The organism is Rhizobium sp. YAF28, from assembly GCF_052113285.1.
Classification (GTDB): Bacteria; Pseudomonadota; Alphaproteobacteria; order Rhizobiales; family Rhizobiaceae; genus Rhizobium.
The window spans coordinates 206,146-224,459 of record NZ_JBFRCX010000012.1 but is presented as its reverse complement, the minus strand read 5'-3'; the positions used below and the strand labels follow the sequence as shown (position 1 = coordinate 224,459).

Annotated in this window: 17 protein-coding genes; 12 read left to right on the top strand and 5 right to left on the bottom strand. The window is 61.5% G+C overall.

Going from position 1 to position 18,314, the window contains the following annotated elements:
- Both AB4Z13_RS26010 and AB4Z13_RS26005 read left to right on the top strand, forming a co-directional pair.
- A partial coding sequence (locus AB4Z13_RS26010; protein WP_442207161.1) for an ABC transporter ATP-binding protein occupies nucleotides 1-651 on the top strand: 651 nt, incomplete at its 5' end.
- The gene (locus AB4Z13_RS26005) at nucleotides 648-1,661 is read left to right on the top strand and encodes an ABC transporter ATP-binding protein (RefSeq protein WP_442207160.1); all 1,014 of its coding nucleotides are present in this window, start codon (nucleotides 648-650) and stop codon (nucleotides 1,659-1,661) included. The genes AB4Z13_RS26010 and AB4Z13_RS26005, both read left to right, overlap by 4 nt.
- 12 nt (nucleotides 1,662-1,673) lie before the next feature.
- Here AB4Z13_RS26005 and AB4Z13_RS26000 read toward each other — a convergent pair whose 3' ends face one another.
- The 3 genes from AB4Z13_RS26000 to AB4Z13_RS25990 form a co-directional block, all read right to left on the bottom strand.
- Entirely contained in the window at nucleotides 1,674-1,916 is a 243-nt protein-coding gene (locus AB4Z13_RS26000) for a hypothetical protein (protein ID WP_113320699.1), read from the bottom strand.
- A gap of 133 nt (nucleotides 1,917-2,049) precedes the next feature.
- Complete coding sequence (locus tag AB4Z13_RS25995) at nucleotides 2,050-3,987, bottom strand: SARP family transcriptional regulator (protein ID WP_442207159.1); 1,938 nt, start codon at nucleotides 3,985-3,987, stop codon at nucleotides 2,050-2,052.
- A 19-nt stretch (nucleotides 3,988-4,006) separates the two neighbouring features.
- Nucleotides 4,007-4,465 (bottom strand): helix-turn-helix domain-containing protein, encoded by a 459-nt coding sequence (locus AB4Z13_RS25990; protein ID WP_113320701.1) that lies wholly within the window; start codon nucleotides 4,463-4,465, stop codon nucleotides 4,007-4,009.
- A gap of 318 nt (nucleotides 4,466-4,783) precedes the next feature.
- Between AB4Z13_RS25990 and AB4Z13_RS25985 the strand changes: the two genes are divergently transcribed.
- The 10 genes from AB4Z13_RS25985 (at nucleotide 4,784) to fba (ending at nucleotide 14,945) form a co-directional block, all read left to right on the top strand.
- Nucleotides 4,784-5,665: a glycine betaine ABC transporter substrate-binding protein gene (locus AB4Z13_RS25985; protein ID WP_113320702.1), complete on the top strand. Its 882-nt coding sequence runs from the start codon at nucleotides 4,784-4,786 to the stop codon at nucleotides 5,663-5,665.
- A 101-nt stretch (nucleotides 5,666-5,766) separates the two neighbouring features.
- The gene (locus AB4Z13_RS25980; RefSeq protein WP_113183801.1) at nucleotides 5,767-6,384 is read left to right on the top strand and encodes an ABC transporter permease; all 618 of its coding nucleotides are present in this window, start codon (nucleotides 5,767-5,769) and stop codon (nucleotides 6,382-6,384) included.
- A gap of 10 nt (nucleotides 6,385-6,394) precedes the next feature.
- Nucleotides 6,395-7,036 carry an ABC transporter permease gene (locus AB4Z13_RS25975; RefSeq protein WP_442207158.1) on the top strand — a complete coding sequence of 214 codons (642 nt, stop codon included), beginning with the start codon at nucleotides 6,395-6,397 and terminating at the stop codon, nucleotides 7,034-7,036.
- Complete coding sequence (locus AB4Z13_RS25970) at nucleotides 7,033-7,965, top strand: ABC transporter ATP-binding protein (protein WP_113324609.1); 933 nt, start codon at nucleotides 7,033-7,035, stop codon at nucleotides 7,963-7,965. The genes AB4Z13_RS25975 and AB4Z13_RS25970 overlap by 4 nt, the downstream gene beginning before the upstream one ends.
- Nucleotides 7,966-7,980: 15 nt before the next feature.
- On the top strand, nucleotides 7,981-9,060 hold the full coding sequence (locus AB4Z13_RS25965) for an LLM class flavin-dependent oxidoreductase (RefSeq protein WP_113324608.1): 1,080 nt from the start codon (nucleotides 7,981-7,983) through the stop codon (nucleotides 9,058-9,060).
- Nucleotides 9,057-10,376, top strand: a complete 1,320-nt coding sequence (locus tag AB4Z13_RS25960; RefSeq protein ID WP_113324607.1) for an LLM class flavin-dependent oxidoreductase — start codon at nucleotides 9,057-9,059, stop codon at nucleotides 10,374-10,376. The genes AB4Z13_RS25965 and AB4Z13_RS25960 overlap by 4 nt, the downstream gene beginning before the upstream one ends.
- 12 nt (nucleotides 10,377-10,388) lie before the next feature.
- Nucleotides 10,389-11,390, top strand: a complete 1,002-nt coding sequence (locus AB4Z13_RS25955; protein WP_113324606.1) for an ornithine cyclodeaminase family protein — start codon at nucleotides 10,389-10,391, stop codon at nucleotides 11,388-11,390.
- On the top strand, nucleotides 11,387-12,871 hold the full coding sequence (locus AB4Z13_RS25950; protein WP_113324605.1) for an HAL/PAL/TAL family ammonia-lyase: 1,485 nt from the start codon (nucleotides 11,387-11,389) through the stop codon (nucleotides 12,869-12,871). The genes AB4Z13_RS25955 and AB4Z13_RS25950 overlap by 4 nt, the downstream gene beginning before the upstream one ends.
- A gap of 5 nt (nucleotides 12,872-12,876) precedes the next feature.
- Nucleotides 12,877-13,689, top strand: coding sequence for a PhnD/SsuA/transferrin family substrate-binding protein (locus tag AB4Z13_RS25945; protein WP_113324604.1), 813 nt, complete (start codon nucleotides 12,877-12,879; stop codon nucleotides 13,687-13,689).
- 191 nt (nucleotides 13,690-13,880) lie between these two features.
- The gene (gene fba, locus AB4Z13_RS25940) at nucleotides 13,881-14,945 is read left to right on the top strand and encodes a class II fructose-bisphosphate aldolase (protein WP_113324603.1); all 1,065 of its coding nucleotides are present in this window, start codon (nucleotides 13,881-13,883) and stop codon (nucleotides 14,943-14,945) included.
- A gap of 62 nt (nucleotides 14,946-15,007) precedes the next feature.
- Here fba and AB4Z13_RS25935 read toward each other — a convergent pair whose 3' ends face one another.
- Both AB4Z13_RS25935 and AB4Z13_RS25930 read right to left on the bottom strand, forming a co-directional pair.
- Nucleotides 15,008-16,753 carry a glycerol-3-phosphate dehydrogenase/oxidase gene (locus tag AB4Z13_RS25935; RefSeq protein ID WP_442207157.1) on the bottom strand — a complete coding sequence of 582 codons (1,746 nt, stop codon included), beginning with the start codon at nucleotides 16,751-16,753 and terminating at the stop codon, nucleotides 15,008-15,010.
- A gap of 12 nt (nucleotides 16,754-16,765) precedes the next feature.
- Nucleotides 16,766-18,301 carry an FGGY-family carbohydrate kinase gene (locus AB4Z13_RS25930; RefSeq protein ID WP_442207156.1) on the bottom strand — a complete coding sequence of 512 codons (1,536 nt, stop codon included), beginning with the start codon at nucleotides 18,299-18,301 and terminating at the stop codon, nucleotides 16,766-16,768.
- Between the last annotated feature and the right edge of the window lie 13 nt (nucleotides 18,302-18,314).

Here is an 18,314-nt window from a genome sequence, read left to right as displayed (position 1 = left end):
ATCGGCGACCAGATCGGCGAGGCGATCAAGCTGCATGAGAAGATGAGCCGCGGAGAGCGCCGCGCCCGCATCATCGAACTCCTGAAGCTTGTCGGCATCCCCAATCCGGAAGGGCGTCTCGATGCCTATCCGCACCAGTTTTCGGGCGGCATGCGCCAGCGGGTGATGATCGCGATGGCAGTTGCCTGCAATCCGAAGCTTTTGATCGCCGATGAGCCGACGACGGCACTTGATGTGACCATCCAGGCGCAGGTGCTCGACCTGATGGCGAAGGTGCGCAAGACGCTGAACACGGCCGTGCTGCTGATCTCGCACGATCTCGGCGTCATCGCCGAGGTCTGCGATCGTGTCATCGTCATGTATGCCGGCCACGTGGTCGAGGATGCGGATGTCCGCTCGATCTTCAGTAACCCAAGCCATCCCTATACGCGCGGCCTGCTGCAATCGATCCCAAGGCTCGATGATGATCAGAAGCGGCTCTACCAGATCCCGGGTTCCGTACCGCTCGCCGGCACGGTGAAGCAGGGCTGTCCCTTCTATAGCCGTTGCAGCGACCGGACCGACAGGTGCGCGGCCGAAATGCCGCCCATGTTCACCGTTTCAGAACGTCATAAGGCGGCCTGCTGGGTGACCGCCGGAGCAACAGCATGACAGAGATGAGCAGCGTCGACGACTTGTTGACAGTCCGCAACCTCGGCAAGACCTTTTCCGATGCAGGCGGCCTGTCCTTTACGAGTTCCTCGGGGGGCGTTCGCGCCGTGGACGGCGCATCCTTTTCCGTCAAGCCGGGCGAGACATTGGCGCTCGTCGGTGAATCCGGCTGTGGCAAGTCCACGCTCGGGCGCCTTCTGCTGCGGCTGATCCAGCCGACTGATGGTGAAGTGCTCTTCGGAGGACGCGATATCACCGCTCTCAGCGCGGCCGAAATGCGCATGATGCGCGCCAAGATGCAGATGGTCTTTCAGGACCCCTACGGCTCGCTCAGCCCGCGCCGTTCGATCGCCCAGATCATTTCCGAGCCTCTCGAAGTCTTCGGACTGGTGAAATCGTCACGCGAGCGGCGCGACCGCGTGGCGGAACTGCTGATGCAGGTGGGTCTGTCGCCGAGCTTCATGGACCGCTATCCGCGCCAGTTCTCCGGCGGCCAGCGCCAGCGCATCGGCATTGCCCGAGCCATATCGGTCAATCCGCAATTCATCGTCGCTGACGAGCCGGTTTCCGCGCTCGATGTCTCCGTGCAGGCACAGATCGTCAATCTGCTGCAGGATCTGCAGGCGGAGCGGAAGTTTTCCTATCTCTTCATTGCCCACGATCTTGCTGTCGTCCGGCATATCGCAGACCGTGTGGCGGTGATGTATCTCGGCAGGATCGTCGAGATCGGACCGAAAAAGTCCGTCTATTCCATGCCGCAGCATCCCTATACGCAGGCGCTGCTGTCGGCAGCACCCGAGCCCGATCCCGATCGCAAGGCAAACCGTATCGTACTGCAGGGCGACGTTCCAAGCCCCTCCCGCGTCCCGCCGGGCTGCAGCTTCCATACGCGCTGTCCGATCGCAAAAGACATCTGCAAGGTCGATCGGCCGGTGCTGCGCGAAGTCTCGCCGAACCAGTTCTCAGCCTGCCATTTTGCCGCGCCCAATCCGCTGTCGCAGGCCGGCTGAAGCTATCGGTCTTCAGTGCACCAGGCCTGCCGGTACATCTTCGATCGCTCCCTCGACGGGCAGGTTTATGCCGCTCTCGGTGAGATCCTGCAACAGCGCGCCAAGCGCGAGATCGAGGCAATAGACGGAGAACTCGGCATTGAGTTCCCAGGCGTTCTGACGGGCGTAGGAAACGAGCCGCGCGAGCGAGGCGATGTCGCGCAGTCGCTGATCCTTCTCGATGGTGCCGAGTTCGATGATGTCTTCCGTTGCCATTCTCACTGAGTTCCCCAGATGTGTTGGAAGGAGTTCTAGCGGATGCGGTCGAGGAAAGCGCGTGACACGGGCGTGACACCAGTTTGGATGGCGTATCGGGAGGCGGCAACTCAGTTGAGCGAGGCCGACAGAGCTAGAAGCCTGCCTTTCGCAGAGCCTCGCGATACTGTTCCTTCTGCCACGCCTCTTTGAAGGGCACGAGCGTCAGCCATCTATCGAGGTCGAAATCGGGATTGGTTTCGCGTGCCCTGCGCATGTAGAGGCGGGCCTTTTTCACGTCGCCGAGCATCGCCCAGCAGGCGGCTGCAAGCCGGTCGGCCGGCGTGCGATCATCCATTCTGCTGATCGCATCCAGCGCTTCCCTATAGCGGAAGAGGGCAAAATTCGCGCCGGCCTCGGTCCAGAGATAATCGGCGGGGCTCAGCGGATTGAGCGCGATCGCCCGCTCGATCTTGGCGAGCCCATCGGCCGGGCGCGAGGCATGCACCAGTGTATCGGCAAAGCTTGCGATGCCGTCGGCATAATGCGGGCTCAGTTCTTCCGCAATCTTCAGCGCCATCACGCTTTCATCGAGTTCGTTCAGATAGAGTTTGGCGACTCCGAGCTGGCGGAAGCCGGAGGCCAGCGACGGATCGGCGACGATCGCCCGGTTTGCATAGTCTTCCGAAAGGCGGATCAGCTCTCCATCGCCGCGAGCCGTCAGCAGCCATTCCATCAGGAAGGTGTGCGCAAGGCCGGCGAGCGCCGGTGAGAAATGCGCGCTGTGTTGGACGGCGTCGCGGAACGCCTTCCGGGCGCGCCGGATGTCCGGCAGGGAAAGCCGCTTCATGTCCCGCAAGCCTAGAAGATAGCTGTGATAGGCGGCCGGATTGTTGTCGAAAGCTCCGCGCACGGTCTCATTCTGGCGGATCCGGCCAGAAAGCTCCTTGGCGATGCGCCGCGCGATTTCCCGCCGGTCGGTAATCAGGTCGTATTTTTCGAGGCTGAAGCGCTCGGCCCAAATAACCTCGTCATTGGTGGTATAGACGAGCTGGACGAACAGCGACGGCGATGTGCTGCCCGCTGTCAACCGCGTGTCGAGCACGTAGGAGATCGAATGGCGCAGGATCATGCCCGACCGGTCGGCATGGCGTGCGATCTGTGCGGCGGTATGGGGTGCGACGACCGAGACGCTATTCAGGGCGCAAAGGCCGATGGTCACGTCCTCGATCAGCGCCTCTGAAAGTATCGGCGCAAGACCGGCCTCACCGGGTTCGACCGGCGGCAACAGGGCGAGGCGGGGCAAAGGCGCAGCTTTCAGAATGATACCGCTTTCCATCGCCGGCGCGGCGGCCACGGCTGGTGCCCTGCTGGCATCGAAAATCTTGCGCACTTCCTTCAGGGCCTGCAGATCGAGGCCGATATCCAGCGAGTGCTGGAGATCGCGGCTGCGGCTCTCGAAAAGCTGCCTGGCGTTTTCCAGATGCCCTTCGGCCTCATAGGCTTGCAGCAGAATATGGCGGATGTTTTCGTCATCGGGGGCATTGCGGAAGATCCTGAGCGCGGCCTCCTTGATGAGGCCGATATCGGCCCGCGAGTGCGCTTCCGACAGCGCTCGCTTCAGCGCGTCGACGAGGATTGCCATATGCCGGTTGCGCTCGCTGGATATCCATTCTCGTATGCTGACGCTTTGATCTGCGAGTTCGGCGAGGAAATCCGGTTGCAACAGGGATACGAGCCTTCGCAGCACATCGAGCGGATCGGCCGAGGACAGGGTCTCAAGTTCAGAGCGGTCAGCGACGAAGGCCTCCCTTCTGATCCGTACACCCGTCGCAGTAAAGACCAGCAGCTCCACGCCGAGTTCTGCCTGCCGCGCCTGGACACGCGAGATCATCTTGCGCAGATTCGCCATGATATCGGGATTGCCAGCGCTGTCCCACAGGAAGCGGGCGAGTGTGCCGCGCGAACATTCGCTGTCAGGTCTGTCGAGCAGATAGCAAAGCGTCAACAAACCCTTTTCAGGGAAGGATACAGGCTCTCCCGCCGCGTTCAGCAGCCGCAATGTACCGAATGACTCGAGCCTGAAGGACATAGGACGGTATCGTCCGCGTTTACTCTGTGCGAGATTCCGGCTCGTCCATTCTCAGCGCATTCAGCGGAATGTCGCTGCTGTCGGCCTGCGCCATCGCCTTGACGAGCGAGATGATCGTCTCGCGAATGCGCCGGTCCTCGATCTTCACGAAGGCCCTGTTAAGGACGAGACCTTCCTTCGACCGCAGAAATTCTGTGACCGGATCGGCAGGGGCAGACAAATTGAGGCCGGCAAGGCTCGGCGCTTCCGAATCGTCCTGCTCGAAAAAGAAGGCTGGCGAGGTGCGTAGCACTTCGGCGATCTTCTGCAGGCGGCTTGCGCCGATGCGGTTGATGCCCTTTTCATATTTCTGCACTTGCTGGAAGGTAACGCCGATCTGTTCGGCAAGCCGCTCCTGGCTCATGCCGAGAAGCTGTCTGCGCCTGCGCATACGCATGCCGACATAGGTATCAATCGCGTTGGGTGTCTTGACGTTCATGGCCTACCTTCTGTCTCTCTCGCATTTCAGTCCATTGACTTGTAGACGGCATCGCGCCGCTTTTCTACGATTTGTTTTTGATATCATAGGAAGGCTGATCTTGACCGGCACTGCTTTCTCCGACCCTTCGATGATCGGGCTGTCTTGTTGTCTATTCCGGTTTTGCCACGCGCATCCTGGAATGCGATGGTCGGGCGTTCTTTTGGAGATCAATTTTCATCTAAATTGGTAGAAAATTGGTATTCCATTCCGCGCTCGGATCACGCGAAACCGCTATCACCTCTCCTGAACAACTCGAATGTCAAATGAGGGAACGCAATGCTTTCGAAATCCTTCGCCGGCCTCTTTGCCGGCGCGATCCTCGCCGCCTTCGTGGGCGCACCGGCACAGGCCGATGCCGTAAAGATCGGCAGCAAGAATTTCACCGAACAGTTCGTCGTCGCCGAGATCTACGCGCAGGCGCTTGAAAAGGCCGGCGTCGAAGTCGAGCGCCACCTCAACCTCGGTGCCACGCTTGTTGCCCATACGGCGCTGACGAACGGCGATATCGATCTCTATCCGGAATATACCGGCACGGCGCTTGCCGCCGTCGTCAAGGGTGACCTGTCGGGCTCTGCCGACAAGATCTATTCCGACGTCAAGGATTATTACGAGAAGAACCTCAAGCTGACGCTTCTGCAGCCGACGCAGATCAACAACGGCTATGCGATCATCACGCTTCCGGAAACCGCCGAGAAGTACAAGCTGAAGACGCTGAGCGACCTCGCTCCGGTCTCCAAGAACTTGACCTTTGGCGCTGAGGGCGGCTTTGGCGAGCGCAAGGATGGCTTGCCGGGGCTGAAGCAGACCTACGGTATCGAGTTTAAGGAATTCAAGATCTTCGCCAAACTCGGCATCCGCTATAGTGCGCTGACGAGCAAGGATCTCGACGTTTCCTACGGCTTTGCGACCGACTGGCAGATCTCCGACAACAAGCTGGTCGTGCTCGACGACGACAAGCATCTCTTCCCGCCCTATTACCTCGTGCCGGTCGTGCGCCAGGATGCACTCGCCAAGAACCCGAAAATCACCGAGGTTCTGAACAAGATCAGCCCGCTCCTCAGCAACGAGACCATGCGCGAGCTGAACGCCAAGGTCGATCGCGATAAGGAAGAGCCGGCAGACGTCGCCGCGGAATTCCTGAAGGCCAAGGGCATCTGATCGAGAGCGACGCGCAAGTTTCGCTTTCCCTGAAGAAAAAATGCGGCGAAGCTTGCAGCTTCGCCGCTTTGTCGTGATCGTGCAGACAGGATTTCTCGCGTTTGAACTGGGCACCCAAGCATATTCCGGAAATCGCGCTTGCCGTCTGGCAGCATCTGGTGCTGTCGATTTCGTCCGTGCTCATCGGCCTTGCGATCGCGCTCGTGCTCGGCATCGTCTGCGCCCGCCGGCCGAGGCTCTATGCCTTCGCGCTGACGGTGACGAACATCATCTTCGTCATTCCGAGTCTGGCGCTCTTTGCGCTGCTGATCCCCTTCGTCGGCCTCGGCATGAAGCCGGCGCTGATCGGGCTTTCCTCCTATTGCTTGCTGATCCTGCTGCGCAACGTCGTTACCGGTATCCGCGGCGTTCCGGCCGATGTGCTCGACGCTGCCGACGGCATGGGCTACGGCCCGTGGCAGCGGCTCTTCCGCATCGAACTGCCGCTCGCCCTGCCGCTGATCGTCTCCGGCGCCCGCATCGCGCTCGTCACCGTCATCGGTATTGCGACGGTCGCTGCCTTTATCGATGGCGGAGGGCTCGGCACGATCATCCTGATCGGCATCGATCAGGAATATGCCGAGAAGATCCTGGTCGGCGGCATTCTGACGGCACTGCTGGCCATCATCTTCGATTTCATTCTCACCCGGGCCGAGCAGGCCCTGGTGCGCTGGCAGTGAGGGCGCGGCGATGCTGAGCACTGCCTTCTTTTGGATCGTCGATCACCAGGACGAATTCTCCCGCGCCCTCGTCCGCCATCTCCTGATGTCCGGCGTGTCACTGGCGATCGCACTCGTCATTGCGCTGCCATTGGCGATCCTGATCGTCAATCACGGCCGCTTCGCCTTCGGTGTCATCAACATCGTCAATGGCCTCAGGACCATTCCGAGCCTTGCGATCCTGGCAATCATGCTGCCGCTTCTCGGCATCGGCATCCTGCCGTCGATCGTGGCACTGACGGTGCTTGCCCTGCCGCCGATCTTGCTCAATGCCTATGTCGGGTTGCGCGATGTCGATGCCGATGCGGTGGAGGCGGCGATCGGCATGGGCATGAGCAGAAGCCAGGTTCTACGCAAGATCCGCATTCCGCTGGCAGCCCCCGCCATGTTTGCCGGCGCCCGCACGGCGGCCGTCCAGGTACTGGCGGGAGCGACGCTTGCGCCCTTCATCGGCGGCGGCGGGCTCGGCGATTTCATCGCCACGGGCATCGGCATGATGGATATGTCGCGGCTCATCGTCGGCGCCGTGCCAATCGCGATCCTGGCGCTTGCCACCGAATTCATCCTCGGCCGCGCCGAGAAGCATCTGTTTGCAGAAAGAACCGCCGCATGATCCGCATGGAGAACGTCACTAAGCGCTATGGCGAAAGTGCCGCGCCTTCGGTGGATAATCTGACGCTTGATGTGCCCGAGGGCTCGACGGTCGCGCTGATTGGCCCGTCGGGCTGCGGCAAGACGACGACGATGCGCATGATCAATCGGCTGATAGAACCGACTGAGGGGCGCGTCTTCGTCAATGGCGAGGACGTGACAAAAGCCGATCCGGTCAAGCTTCGCCGCCATATCGGTTACGTCATCCAGAATGTCGGCCTCTTTCCGCACATGACGATCGCCGAGAACATCGCTGCCGTCCCGAACCTGCTCGGCTGGGACCAGCCGCGGATCGCAAAGCGCACCGAGGAATTGCTTGATCTCGTCGGTCTCGATCCGAAGGAAATGTTGAAGCGCTATCCGCGCCAGCTTTCCGGCGGCCAGCGCCAGCGTATCGGCGTGGCGCGCGCCCTTGCTGCCGATCCCTCGGTGCTGCTGATGGACGAACCCTTCGGCGCGATCGACCCGATCGCCAGAACGCGCCTGCAGGACGAGTTCAGGCAGATCCTCAAACGGGTGCGCAAAACCGTGGTGCTGGTCACTCACGATCTCGACGAGGCGATCCGCCTCGGAGACCGCATTGCCATCATGCGTGCCGGCCGGATCGTGCAATATGATGCGCCGGATGCGATCCTCTCCCATCCCGCCGACGATTTCGTCGCGAATTTCGTAGGCATCGATCGTGCGATCAAGCGGCTCAGCCTGTTTTCGGTTGCCGATGCGATGCGGCCCGGTGCTCCCTCCTCACCTTCTGCCAGTGTCACTGCAAGCGTCAATCTGCGCGACGCGCTGTCGCTGATGGTCGCCGCCAATAGCGATGTGCTTGCCGTCGTCGATGGCGGCGGCATTGTTACCGGGCAGCTGACACGCGACGCGATTTTCTCGATCTGAGTGCAGGAGTTTCTGATGTATCTCGGTTTTTCCCTCACACCTTTCGGCCATCACCCCGCCGCCTGGCGTGAGGCCGCGGCACCTCAACATCTCGGTTTCGATGCGCTGCAGTCTCAGGTTGCAAAGGCGGAAGAGGCGGGTTTCGATTTCGTCCTGCTTTCCGACCGGCTCGGCGCTCGGCCGCTCGATGATCTCGCGCCCATTGCTGCGCCCTTCGAGCCGACGACACTGGTCGCAGCTCTTGCGACAAAGGCGCGCCGGATCGGCTTCCTGGCGGCTGCTGCAACCAGTCAGTACGAGCCTTATAATCTCGCCCGGCGCTTTGCGTCGCTGGATCAGATCAGCGGCGGCCGAACGGGTTGGGTCGCTCTTCCCGCATCCGGCGAATTCGAACGCGACCAGGAATATCTCGGTCTCGTCAACGCGCTCTGGGACAGTTGGGAAGACGACGCTTTCATCTACGACAAGGCTGAGGGACGTTTCTTTGAACCGGACAAAATGCACGTGCTCAACCACAGGGGCGAACATTTCACGGTGCGTGGGCCGCTCAACGTCAATCGCTCGCCGCAGGGCAAGCCGGTTATCGCCCAGCTTCTGAGCGGAGAAAGCAAAGCATTGGCTGCGCGCCACGCTGAAATCGTTCTTCTTCAGGACCCGACGCCGGAAAGTGCCAACGAAACCGCCGCCGACTTCGTCCGCGGGCTCGAAGCGGCCGGCCGTCGACGACAGGATGTTCGGATCCTGGCTAATGTCGTGCCGATCGTCGCAGAGACGTCTGAAGCGGCGCAGGCGGCAAGCAATGCGCTCCGATTTGGCGAGGCGGACCGGGCGAGCCAGCCACTGTCTGCCGCACGTCTGGTCGGCACGCCGGCCGAAATCGCCCGCTCTCTACAGCAATGGCTCGGGCTTGGTCAGATCGACGGTTTTACGATCCTGCCGCCGACGATTGCGATAGGACATCTGTTCTTCACGCAAGTGGTTCCGGAATTGCGCCGCCTCGGGCTGATCAAGGCGGCGGCCGGCGTGACGTTGCGCGATCGCCTTGGTCTCGTCCGTCCGGTCCATCCGGCGGCACCATTGGAGCGTGCATCATGAGCGGCGATTGCAAGATGAGACTTGGCGCCTTCCTGATGGCGGGCGGCCATCACATTGCGGCCTGGCGTCACCCGGACGCCCATGCCCCGGCCGGCGTCGATATCGACCATTTCATTGAGCTTGCCCGTATCGCCGAGCGTGGCAAATTCGACATGCTCTTTGTGGAAGATGCCGCCGCCATCCGCGAGCGCAACCCTGATATGGCGAGCCAGGCGGCGCGTTCGACGGCTTTCGAGCCGCTGAGCCTGCTTGCTGCCCTTGCCGTCAACACTACGCATATCGGCCTCGTGGCAACCGCCTCGACAACCTATAACGAACCCTACGGCCTTGCCCGCACCTTCGCCTCGCTCGATCAGTTGAGCGGCGGCAGGGCAGGCTGGAACCTCGTCACCTCGGCAAGTGAGCTAGAGGCCGAGAATTTCGCAAGCAGCGGCCTTCGCCCGCATTCCGAGCGCTACGAACGGGCCGAGGAATTTGCCGATGCAGCACTCGCCCTCTGGGACGGCGTGGAGGAGGGGGCCCATCTGCCTGAAGGCGGGGCTCAATTTGCCGATCGCACCAGGCTCCATCCGGTGCATCATCGCGGCAAGCATTTTACAGTCGAGGGTTTGCTCGAAAGCCCACGCTCAGCCCAGGGCCGGCCAATCATGGTGCAGGCCGGTGCCTCCGATGTCGGCAAGGAGCTCGCCGCCCGCACGGCAGACGTCGTCTTTGCTGCCTCCCAGACGCTTGCCGAAGCCCAGGCCTACTATGCCGATGTGAAGTCGCGCCTTGCCAAATACGGGCGCAAGCCCGACGACATCAAGATCATGCCCGGCATATCGCCGATTGTCGGCGCGACGGAAGCCGAGGCGAAGGCGAAATACCGGGCGCTGCAGGAACTCATCCCCGACGCCGTCGGGGTGGCCCTGCTTGCAAGCTATCTCAGCATTCAGGACCTTTCGGCCTATCCGCTCGACGGGCCGCTGCCGGACATGCCGCAGACCAACCTCATCCAGAGCCGTCAGCAGCTGATCATCGATCTCGGCAGGCGCGAGAACCTGTCGATCCGCGAACTTGCCCGGCATTTCGCCGGCGCACGCGGCCACTGGCAGGTTGCCGGCACGCCGGCGCAGATCGCCGATGCGATGGAAGAACGCTTCAGCGAAGCTGCTGCCGACGGCTTTAACGTCATGGCGCCGCTCTTTCCATCGGGGCTTGAGGATTTCGTCACCCATGTCGTGCCGGAACTGCGTCGCCGCGGCCTCTTCCGGCAAGATTATGAGGGCCGTACGCTTCGCCAGAACCTTGGTCTTGGCACACCCGCCATACGATAAAACGAGATGACAATGGACCCGATCTATATCGACTATCTGAATGCCTTCGACATCGAGGCGCTCGACCTGACCAACGATGAAATCCTTGCGGCGATCGAAACCTCGCTAGCCGCCCAGGGCAGGGGTCAGACGGTGATCGAGCCGCGCGTCCATCTCGAGCCGGATGCGAGCTTTCACGGCCATTTCAACGTGTTGCGCGGTTATGTGGCGCCGCTTGGCCTGGCCGGTGTGAAGGTCGTCGGCGACTATGTCGACAACTACAAGCTCGGCTATCCCTCCGAATTCGGCGTGCTCAACCTCTTCGATCCGCGCACCGGCGTGCCGAAGGCGATCCTTGATGCAACCGTTATCACCGACATGCGCACCGGCGCCGTCACCGCGCTCGGCGCTCGGCATCTCGCCCGCAAGGGCTCGAAGGTGCTCGGCCATATCGGCGCGCGCGGCACCGCGTATTGGAACGTCCGCCTGCTCGATCATCTCTTTGATTTCGACGAGATCCGCGTGCATTCGCGCCGGCCGGAAAGCCGCGACGCCTTTGGCGCCAAGCTGGAGGCCGACCTCGGCAAGAAGATCACCGTGGTCGACAACTGGCGCGATTGCGTGGAGGGGGCCGATATCGTAGTCGAGGCATCACGCCTATCGCAACCCGAGCCGCTTCTGAAGACGGAGTGGATCAAGAAGGGCGCCTTCGTCGTGCCCTACGGCACGATGAGTGCCGTCGAACTGTCGTTGACCGACATCATGGCCAAACTCGTCGTCGACGATTGGGGTCAGTGCAAGACCGGCAAATTCGGCTCGCTGCGCGCCCATGTCGAGACCGGCCGGCTTTCCGAGGAGACGCTGCATGCCGAACTCGGACAGGTCGTCGTCGGCCTGAAGCCCGGCCGCGAGAGCGAGGACGAGACCATCCTGCTCTGGCACCGCGGCCTGTCACTCAGCGACATCGCGCTTGGCCACGCGCTGCTTTCCAAGGCGCGCTCGGCTGGTATCGGCCAAAGGCTGCGCTTCGCATGACGGAAATCCTGCTGACCGGCTCCGGCATCACCATCGCCGACATCGTAGCGATCGCCCGTGGCGATGCCACCGTCGAGGCTTCCAATGCGGTCCGTGAGCGGCTGATTTCTGCGCGACGCATCCTGGAAGGTGCCGCAGCGGCTGGCCAGCAGATCTATGGCATGAACACCGGGCTCGGCGCCAATCTGAAGACAGCGGTGACTGGCGATTTCGAGGCCTTTCAACTGCAACTGATCCGCGGCCGTGGCATGGCGGTCGGTGACGCGCTGCCCCGCGACGCGACGCGCGCGGTCATCGCCGCCAGGCTCTCTATGCTGGCCGTTGGCGGATCCGGCATTTCGCTGCCTGTCTTCGAGGCGCTGCTTGCCATGCTGAATGCCGGCGTTCATCCGGTGATGCCTTCAATCGGCTCAATCGGTGCGGGTGACCTCGTGCTGCTGTCTGCCATGGCCCGCGCCCTGGTCGGCGAAGGAAAAGCTGAATATCGCGGCATCGTCTATCCGGCGAATGAAGCTCTTGAGCTTGCAGGCCTTGCACCGGCGAGCCTGCAGCCAAAGGACGGGATTTCGCTTCTCAATGCATCGGCCGTCTCCGCCGGTCGGGGCGCCCTCGTATTACACGACGCCAAACGACTGCTCGATGCCCAGCGCCGGGCGGCTGCCTTGAGCTTCGAAGGCCTTGCCGGCAATCCGCTCATCCTGTCGCCGGCCATCCAACGCGCCCGGCCAGCAGTGGGCCAGGCAGAAGAAGCCAGCCGGCTGCTGCAGATGCTTGAGGGCTCGACACTTTTCGACGCAAGCGCGGCTATCCAGGATCCGCTCAGCCTGCGCTGTCTTGCGCCCATCCATGGGGCGCTTGCCGATGCGCTGTCGAAGGCGATCGAAGCCGTCGAGATCGAGCTGAATGCCGCGGCCGACAATCCCGTTGTTCTCCTGGAAGAGCAACAGGTACTGTCATCAGGTAACTTCCAGACGCCAGCGCTTTCGCTTGCCTTCGAGACATTGGGGCTCGCGGTCGCTCAGGCAGCTGCGGCATCCGCCGCACGTTTCATCCAGCTGACGGGCTCGGGTCGCAACGGCCTGCCGCGCTATCTCTCCCCGGTCGGCGGTCCATCGGCAGGTTTCGTGCCGATGCAGAAGACAGTAGCGGCGCTGATGGCCGATATCAGGCACAAGGCCAATCCTGTCATGCTCGACTTCCTTGCCGTGTCGGAAGGGGTCGAGGATCATGCAACGCAATCGTCCCTTGCCGTGCGCAAGCTTGGCGAGATGCTGGAGTTGTGGCGCTTGCTCATCGCCTGCGAAATGCTGGCGGCCGCCCAGGCCGTCGACCAGCGTCCGCGACACCGCTGCGGACAGGAGACGAGGAAGACCCATGCCTTCGTTCGAGACCTCGCGCCGGTCATGACGGAGGATCGTTCGCTCGGCGAAGACGTGGCTGTCCTTGCCTCGCGCCTGTTCGACGAACAGTACGGCGAGTGAAGAGCATGCATCTTGCCAGTCTTGCAATGTATGTCACGCCGCAACCGCTTGCGGAGGCCACCGCCGAACTCTGGTCGTTCCTTCGGCACTATCTTGCGCAGGCCGGGCTTTCGGATCTGCCAGAGAGCCTCGACACGACGATCCCTTATGACGAGGCCTGGCTACGTGAGGACCTGCTCTTTTCTCAGACCTGCGGCTATCCCTATGTAAAGCGATTGCGTGGCAAGGTGCGCGTCGTTGCCACGCCTGTCTACGCCCATCCTGGCTGCAACGGTCCCCTGATGCGCAGCTTCATCGTCGTGCGCCGCGCTTCCACCTTCGCTTCGCTATCAGACTTGCGCGGCGCGACAGCCGCCATCAATAGTCCTGACAGCAATTCCGGGGCAAATCTGCTTCGGGCGGCGGTCTCTCCGCTTGCCCGCAATGGCCGCTTCTTCGGTAGCACAATCGAGACGGGCAGCCATGGTGGCAGCATTGATGCGGTGTCGAGCGGGCAGGCGGATTGCGCAGCAATCGACTGCATCACCTTTGCCAATCTCCTGCGCTTTGCGCCAGATCGTGTGGAAGGCGTCCGCATACTTGCAGAGACACCCGCAACGCCGGGTCTGCCCTTCATTACCGGAGGTAAGGTTTCGGATGCGGATGTGGCATTGATGCGCGAGGCACTTCTCGCAGCGATCACCGCACCATCGCTTTCCGGTGCGCGCGATATTCTCGGTCTCGTCGATATCGCGATGCTTACGGATGCCGACTACGAACCGGTTCTGTCGCTTGCCCGAGGCGCGCTTGATACAGGTTACAGCGACTGGATGGATTGACGCCTCCAAGGACGCCAACTCGTAAGACCGGTTCTCCGCCCATCACGGCTGAACGTTCAAGTGACAAGAAAAGCATCACCAAATTTGTGATATTGTGATTTATACTTGTTCCAAGTTTGTGATTATGCGATCCTTCCTGGCACCGAAGCCAACGATTTCGACGTGTCTCACGTGTGAGGGGAAAGTGTTCAATGGCGCGCATCACGCTCAGGCAGTTGCTGGATCACGCGGCGGAGGAGGGGTACGGCGTTCCTGCCTTCAATATCAATAACATGGAACAGGCGCTCGCCATCATGGAAGCCGCGGATGCGGCCGGCGCGCCCGTCATCATGCAGGCATCGCGTGGCGCGCGCGCCTATGCCCATGACATCATGCTCAAGCACATGATGGACGCGGCCGTCGAAATCTACCCGCATATCCCGGTTTGCGTGCATCTCGACCATGGCAACGATCCGGCGAGCTGCATGACGGCCATCCAGGCGGGCTTTACCTCCGTGATGATGGATGGCTCGCTGAAAGCGGATGCGAAGACGCCCGCCGACTGGGACTACAATGTCGGCGTGACCAAAAGGGTGACCGAGATGGCGCATCTCGGCGGCATTTCCGTTGAAGGCGAGCTCGGTGTGCTTGGCTCTCTGGAGACGGGCATGGGAGAGGCCGAAGACGGGCACGGCGCCGAAGGCAAACTGTCTCACGATCAGCTGCTGACGAACCCGGATGAGGCGGCGAAATTCGTGCGCGAAACACGGGTCGATGCACTGGCGATCGCCATGGGCACCTCGCACGGCGCATACAAATTCACGCGCAAGCCAGATGGTTCGGTGCTGGCGATGAATGTCATCGAAGAGATCCACCGTAAGCTGCCAAACACGCATCTCGTCATGCACGGCTCGTCGTCAGTTCCAATCGAGCTGCAGGAGATCATCAACAAATATGGCGGCCGGATGGAACCCACATGGGGCGTGCCCATCGAGGAAATTCAGCGCGGCATCAAGAATGGCGTTCGCAAGGTCAATATCGACACCGACGGCCGGATGGCCATGACCGGGCAGATCCGCCGGATATTGCAGGAAGATCCGAGCGAATTCGATCCCCGCAAATATCTGAAGCCAGCAATGGCCGCGCTCACCAAGCTTTGCAAGGAGCGCTTCGAGCAGTTCGGCACCGCCGGCATGGCGGATCGGATTACGCCCCTTCCTGTTTCGGCGATGGCAAAGCGCTATGCGTCCGGTGCGCTCGATCCGGTCTTTTCCTAAAGCGTGCCGCGCATGTCGCTATCGCAAACCGCTGCACAGTTTTGCGCGACATGCTTTAGATCTCATCGGCTGACGGGGCGGGCGCTTTTTTCCGGTTCGATGTCTGGTGTGCCGGCTGCCAGCGTCTGGCCGTGAAACGCCTTGAGCAGGGAGACGACATCGTTGATCTCATGTTCGACACGCGGAGCGTCCCAGCCGAGCGCTTTTGCGGCGATGCCTGCAATATCGACCAAACCTTCGTAGGTCAGTTGGCCCTCGATCGCGATCGTCGTACGCCGCAAAACGATATCGGCGAGATGGATCACAAGCTCATTGCGCGCGATCCAGTCTATTTCCCGAAAGCTGTAATGTGCGGCTCCCGACAGGCGCCGTTCGTCGGAATGATCGGAGGGGAACGTTGCCACCGCCTCGGCCGTCGTTCCGTAGCGGTTCAGAAGCTGCTCTGAGCGCGCGGCCGTAAGGCCTGCAGTCTTCGCGATCCTGTCAACGAAGACCCGTCTTGCCTGCGCGTCTGCCGGAAATGCCTTTCCGCCGCCGATCGCAAGGTAGCGGGTTGACTGCTTGCGCGAACGCTCCAGCCGGGAAAGAACACTATCGGCAACCTCCTCGGCAAAACCACGAAACGTCGTCCATTTGCCGCCGACCAGCGACATGATGGCAAAAGGCCGCTTGCCATCCGCTTCGATGACCGGCGCTGAATGGTCGCGGCTGATCAGGCCGGGCGCTGTTCCATCGGAGGCGGGAAGCGGCCGGATGCCGCTATAGGTGTAGACGATCTGCTCGCGATCGAAGCGCAATGTCGGCAGCAGTGATCTGAGGCTCTGCAGGAAGTAATCGATTTCGGGTTCCTCGCAGCGTACTGTGTCGGGATCACGACTCGGGATATCCGTCGAGCCGACGAGCGCAAGCCCGAGATAGCCGTAGACCAGGCAGATGCGGCCGTCATCGGCTTCGAAATAGATCATGTGGCCGTTGAGGCTGCGCACCAGTTCGGGATGATCGATGAGGATATGCGAACCCTTCGTGCCGCCGATCAGGTGCGAGGGCGCGCCGAGCGCTTCGTTGACATGATCGATCCACGGGCCTGCCGCGTTCACGACGAGCCTCGGACGCACCGAGAATTCGCCGCCATCCTCCCGTCGGAAGTTCAGACGGCCTTCCGCGCAGGCGGTCAGTGTGACGAAATTTGCTGCGGTGCAATGCGGGTTCGCCTCCAGCCCATCCTTGACGAGTTCATAGACGAGGCGTTCCGGCCGGCTGATTTTTGCGTCGTAGTAGATACCCCCGGCGACAATCGCCTGAGTCACATGCGGCATTTCTCGCCTGGCCCTCTTTTTCAGGATCAGCCGGTGGCGCGGCATCACGCGGTCGCGTGAACCGAAGAAGTCGTAAAGGGAAAGACCGATCTTGATGAGAACGGCGCCGCGGCTGCGGGGCGCAGTCTTTGAGCCGAACAATGTCTGCAGTGCCGCCCAGATGCCGCGTGTCCACGAAAAGATCGGAATGAATGTCGGCAGCGCTTCGACGCAATGCGGCGCGTTTTTCAAGAGCAGATTACGCTCCAGAGTGGATTGGGCAACCAGGCCGAATTCTCCGGTTTCCAGATATTTCAATCCACCGTGAATGAGGCGGGACGGCGCAGCACTCGTCCCGGAACCAAAGTCCGATTTGTCGACGATCATGCAGCTGACGCCCTGAGCCGCGAGGTCGCGAAACAGTCCGGCGCCATTGATGCCTGCTCCAAGGATCACGACGTCGACATCGTGCTCGCGGATATCCGGGCTGCGCCCAAGCGTGTCGGGGATCATGGTGCTGTTGTCCTAAACTGCGGCCTCTGCCGCGCTGTCCTGCGCAAGGCCGGCGATCTTCGGCCAAAGCGGCGTCATTGTTCCTGCAATTTCGAGGAAGAGGCGGTAGCGCTTTTCGTAATCGGCGCTGCGAGCAGCGTCCGGCTTGCAGGTCTTGCCCTGCTTGTCCTTTGTTGGAGCGCTTTGTGGGTCCGGGTAAAGACCGGCGCCTGCGCCAGCGCAAATGGCAGCCCCCCAAGCCGCTGCCTCATCGGTGCCGGTTACCGTCACCGGCATTGCAAGCACATCGGCAAACAGCTGCGCAACTGCGGGATTGCGTGACACGCCACCGGCAAGGCGCGCTTCCTTGACGGCAAAGCCGTCACGCAGGGCATCGACATGGATGCGATGGTTGAACGCGATGCCTTCCATGACGGCCCTTAGCATGTCGCCGCGGTCATGCCAGCCGCCGAGCCCGAAGAAGCTTGCGCTTGCCGATGCGCCGTAAGGAGAGCCGAAGAGATAGGGGTGGAAAAGCACCGATGACGGCCGGTCAAAAGCCGCCTCGATCTCCGAAGCCAGCAAAGCGTGAATGGACATGCCCTTGGTTTCGCAGTCCGTCCACTCTCGGCCACATAGTTTTTCGATGAACCATTCGTAGTTCGCGCTCGATGCAGGCGAAATCGACATGCTGTTCCAGACGCCTGGCGCAATTCCATTGCGGCAGAACCAGCGTCGATCGACGCGCGGTTCGAAAGACAGCGTCTCATTGATCGAATAGGTTCCGGCAATGACGGCGACGATGCCGTCGGCATAACCACCCGCGCCGAGCGCCGAAGCGGTCACGTCATGCAATCCGGCAGCCACGGGCGTGCCCTCGAGGAGGCCGGTCAACCGCGCTGCATCGGCAGTTATTCGTCCAACGATCTCGTCCGAGCGCGAGGCCGGCGGCAGTGCTCTGGCAAGCGCCTGCAAGCCGAACAGGCGCAGTGCGTCCTCGCTATAGTCTTGTGTCCTGACATCGGTGAAGGAGGTGCTTGCTTCGGTGCGATCGGTGCCGACGGTGCCGGTCAGGCAAAATCGCAGCCAGTCCTTGCAGCTCATGATGTGGCCGATACGCTTAAACCGTTCCGGCTCATGATCCCGAATCCAGGCCAGCAGCGCCGACGGGGCGGAGACATGCGGCACCTGACCTGTGAGCGCGATCGCCTCGTCGGCGACCTTGTTATCAGTCCATTGATCGACAATATCACCCGCCCGGCTGTCCAGTGACACGATGCCATTGCCAAGCGGCTCCTGCGCCTGATCCAGCACATAAATGCCATCGCCATGCGCCGTTGCCGCCACGGCCTGGATATCGCTTGCCGGCCGGCCGCTGAGGATGACCGCCTCGCGGATGGCCTCAGCCGTCGCGGTCCACAATTCGCGCATGTCCCGTTCCACGAAACGCGGCCTCGGGATGAGCTGGCTAACGCGCCGCCGGGCGACGGCGATCGGCGTGCCGTCGATATCGAAAATGACGGCCTTCGTGACGGTCAGGCCGCTATCAATCCCGAGAAGACTCGGCATGCACATTCACCTT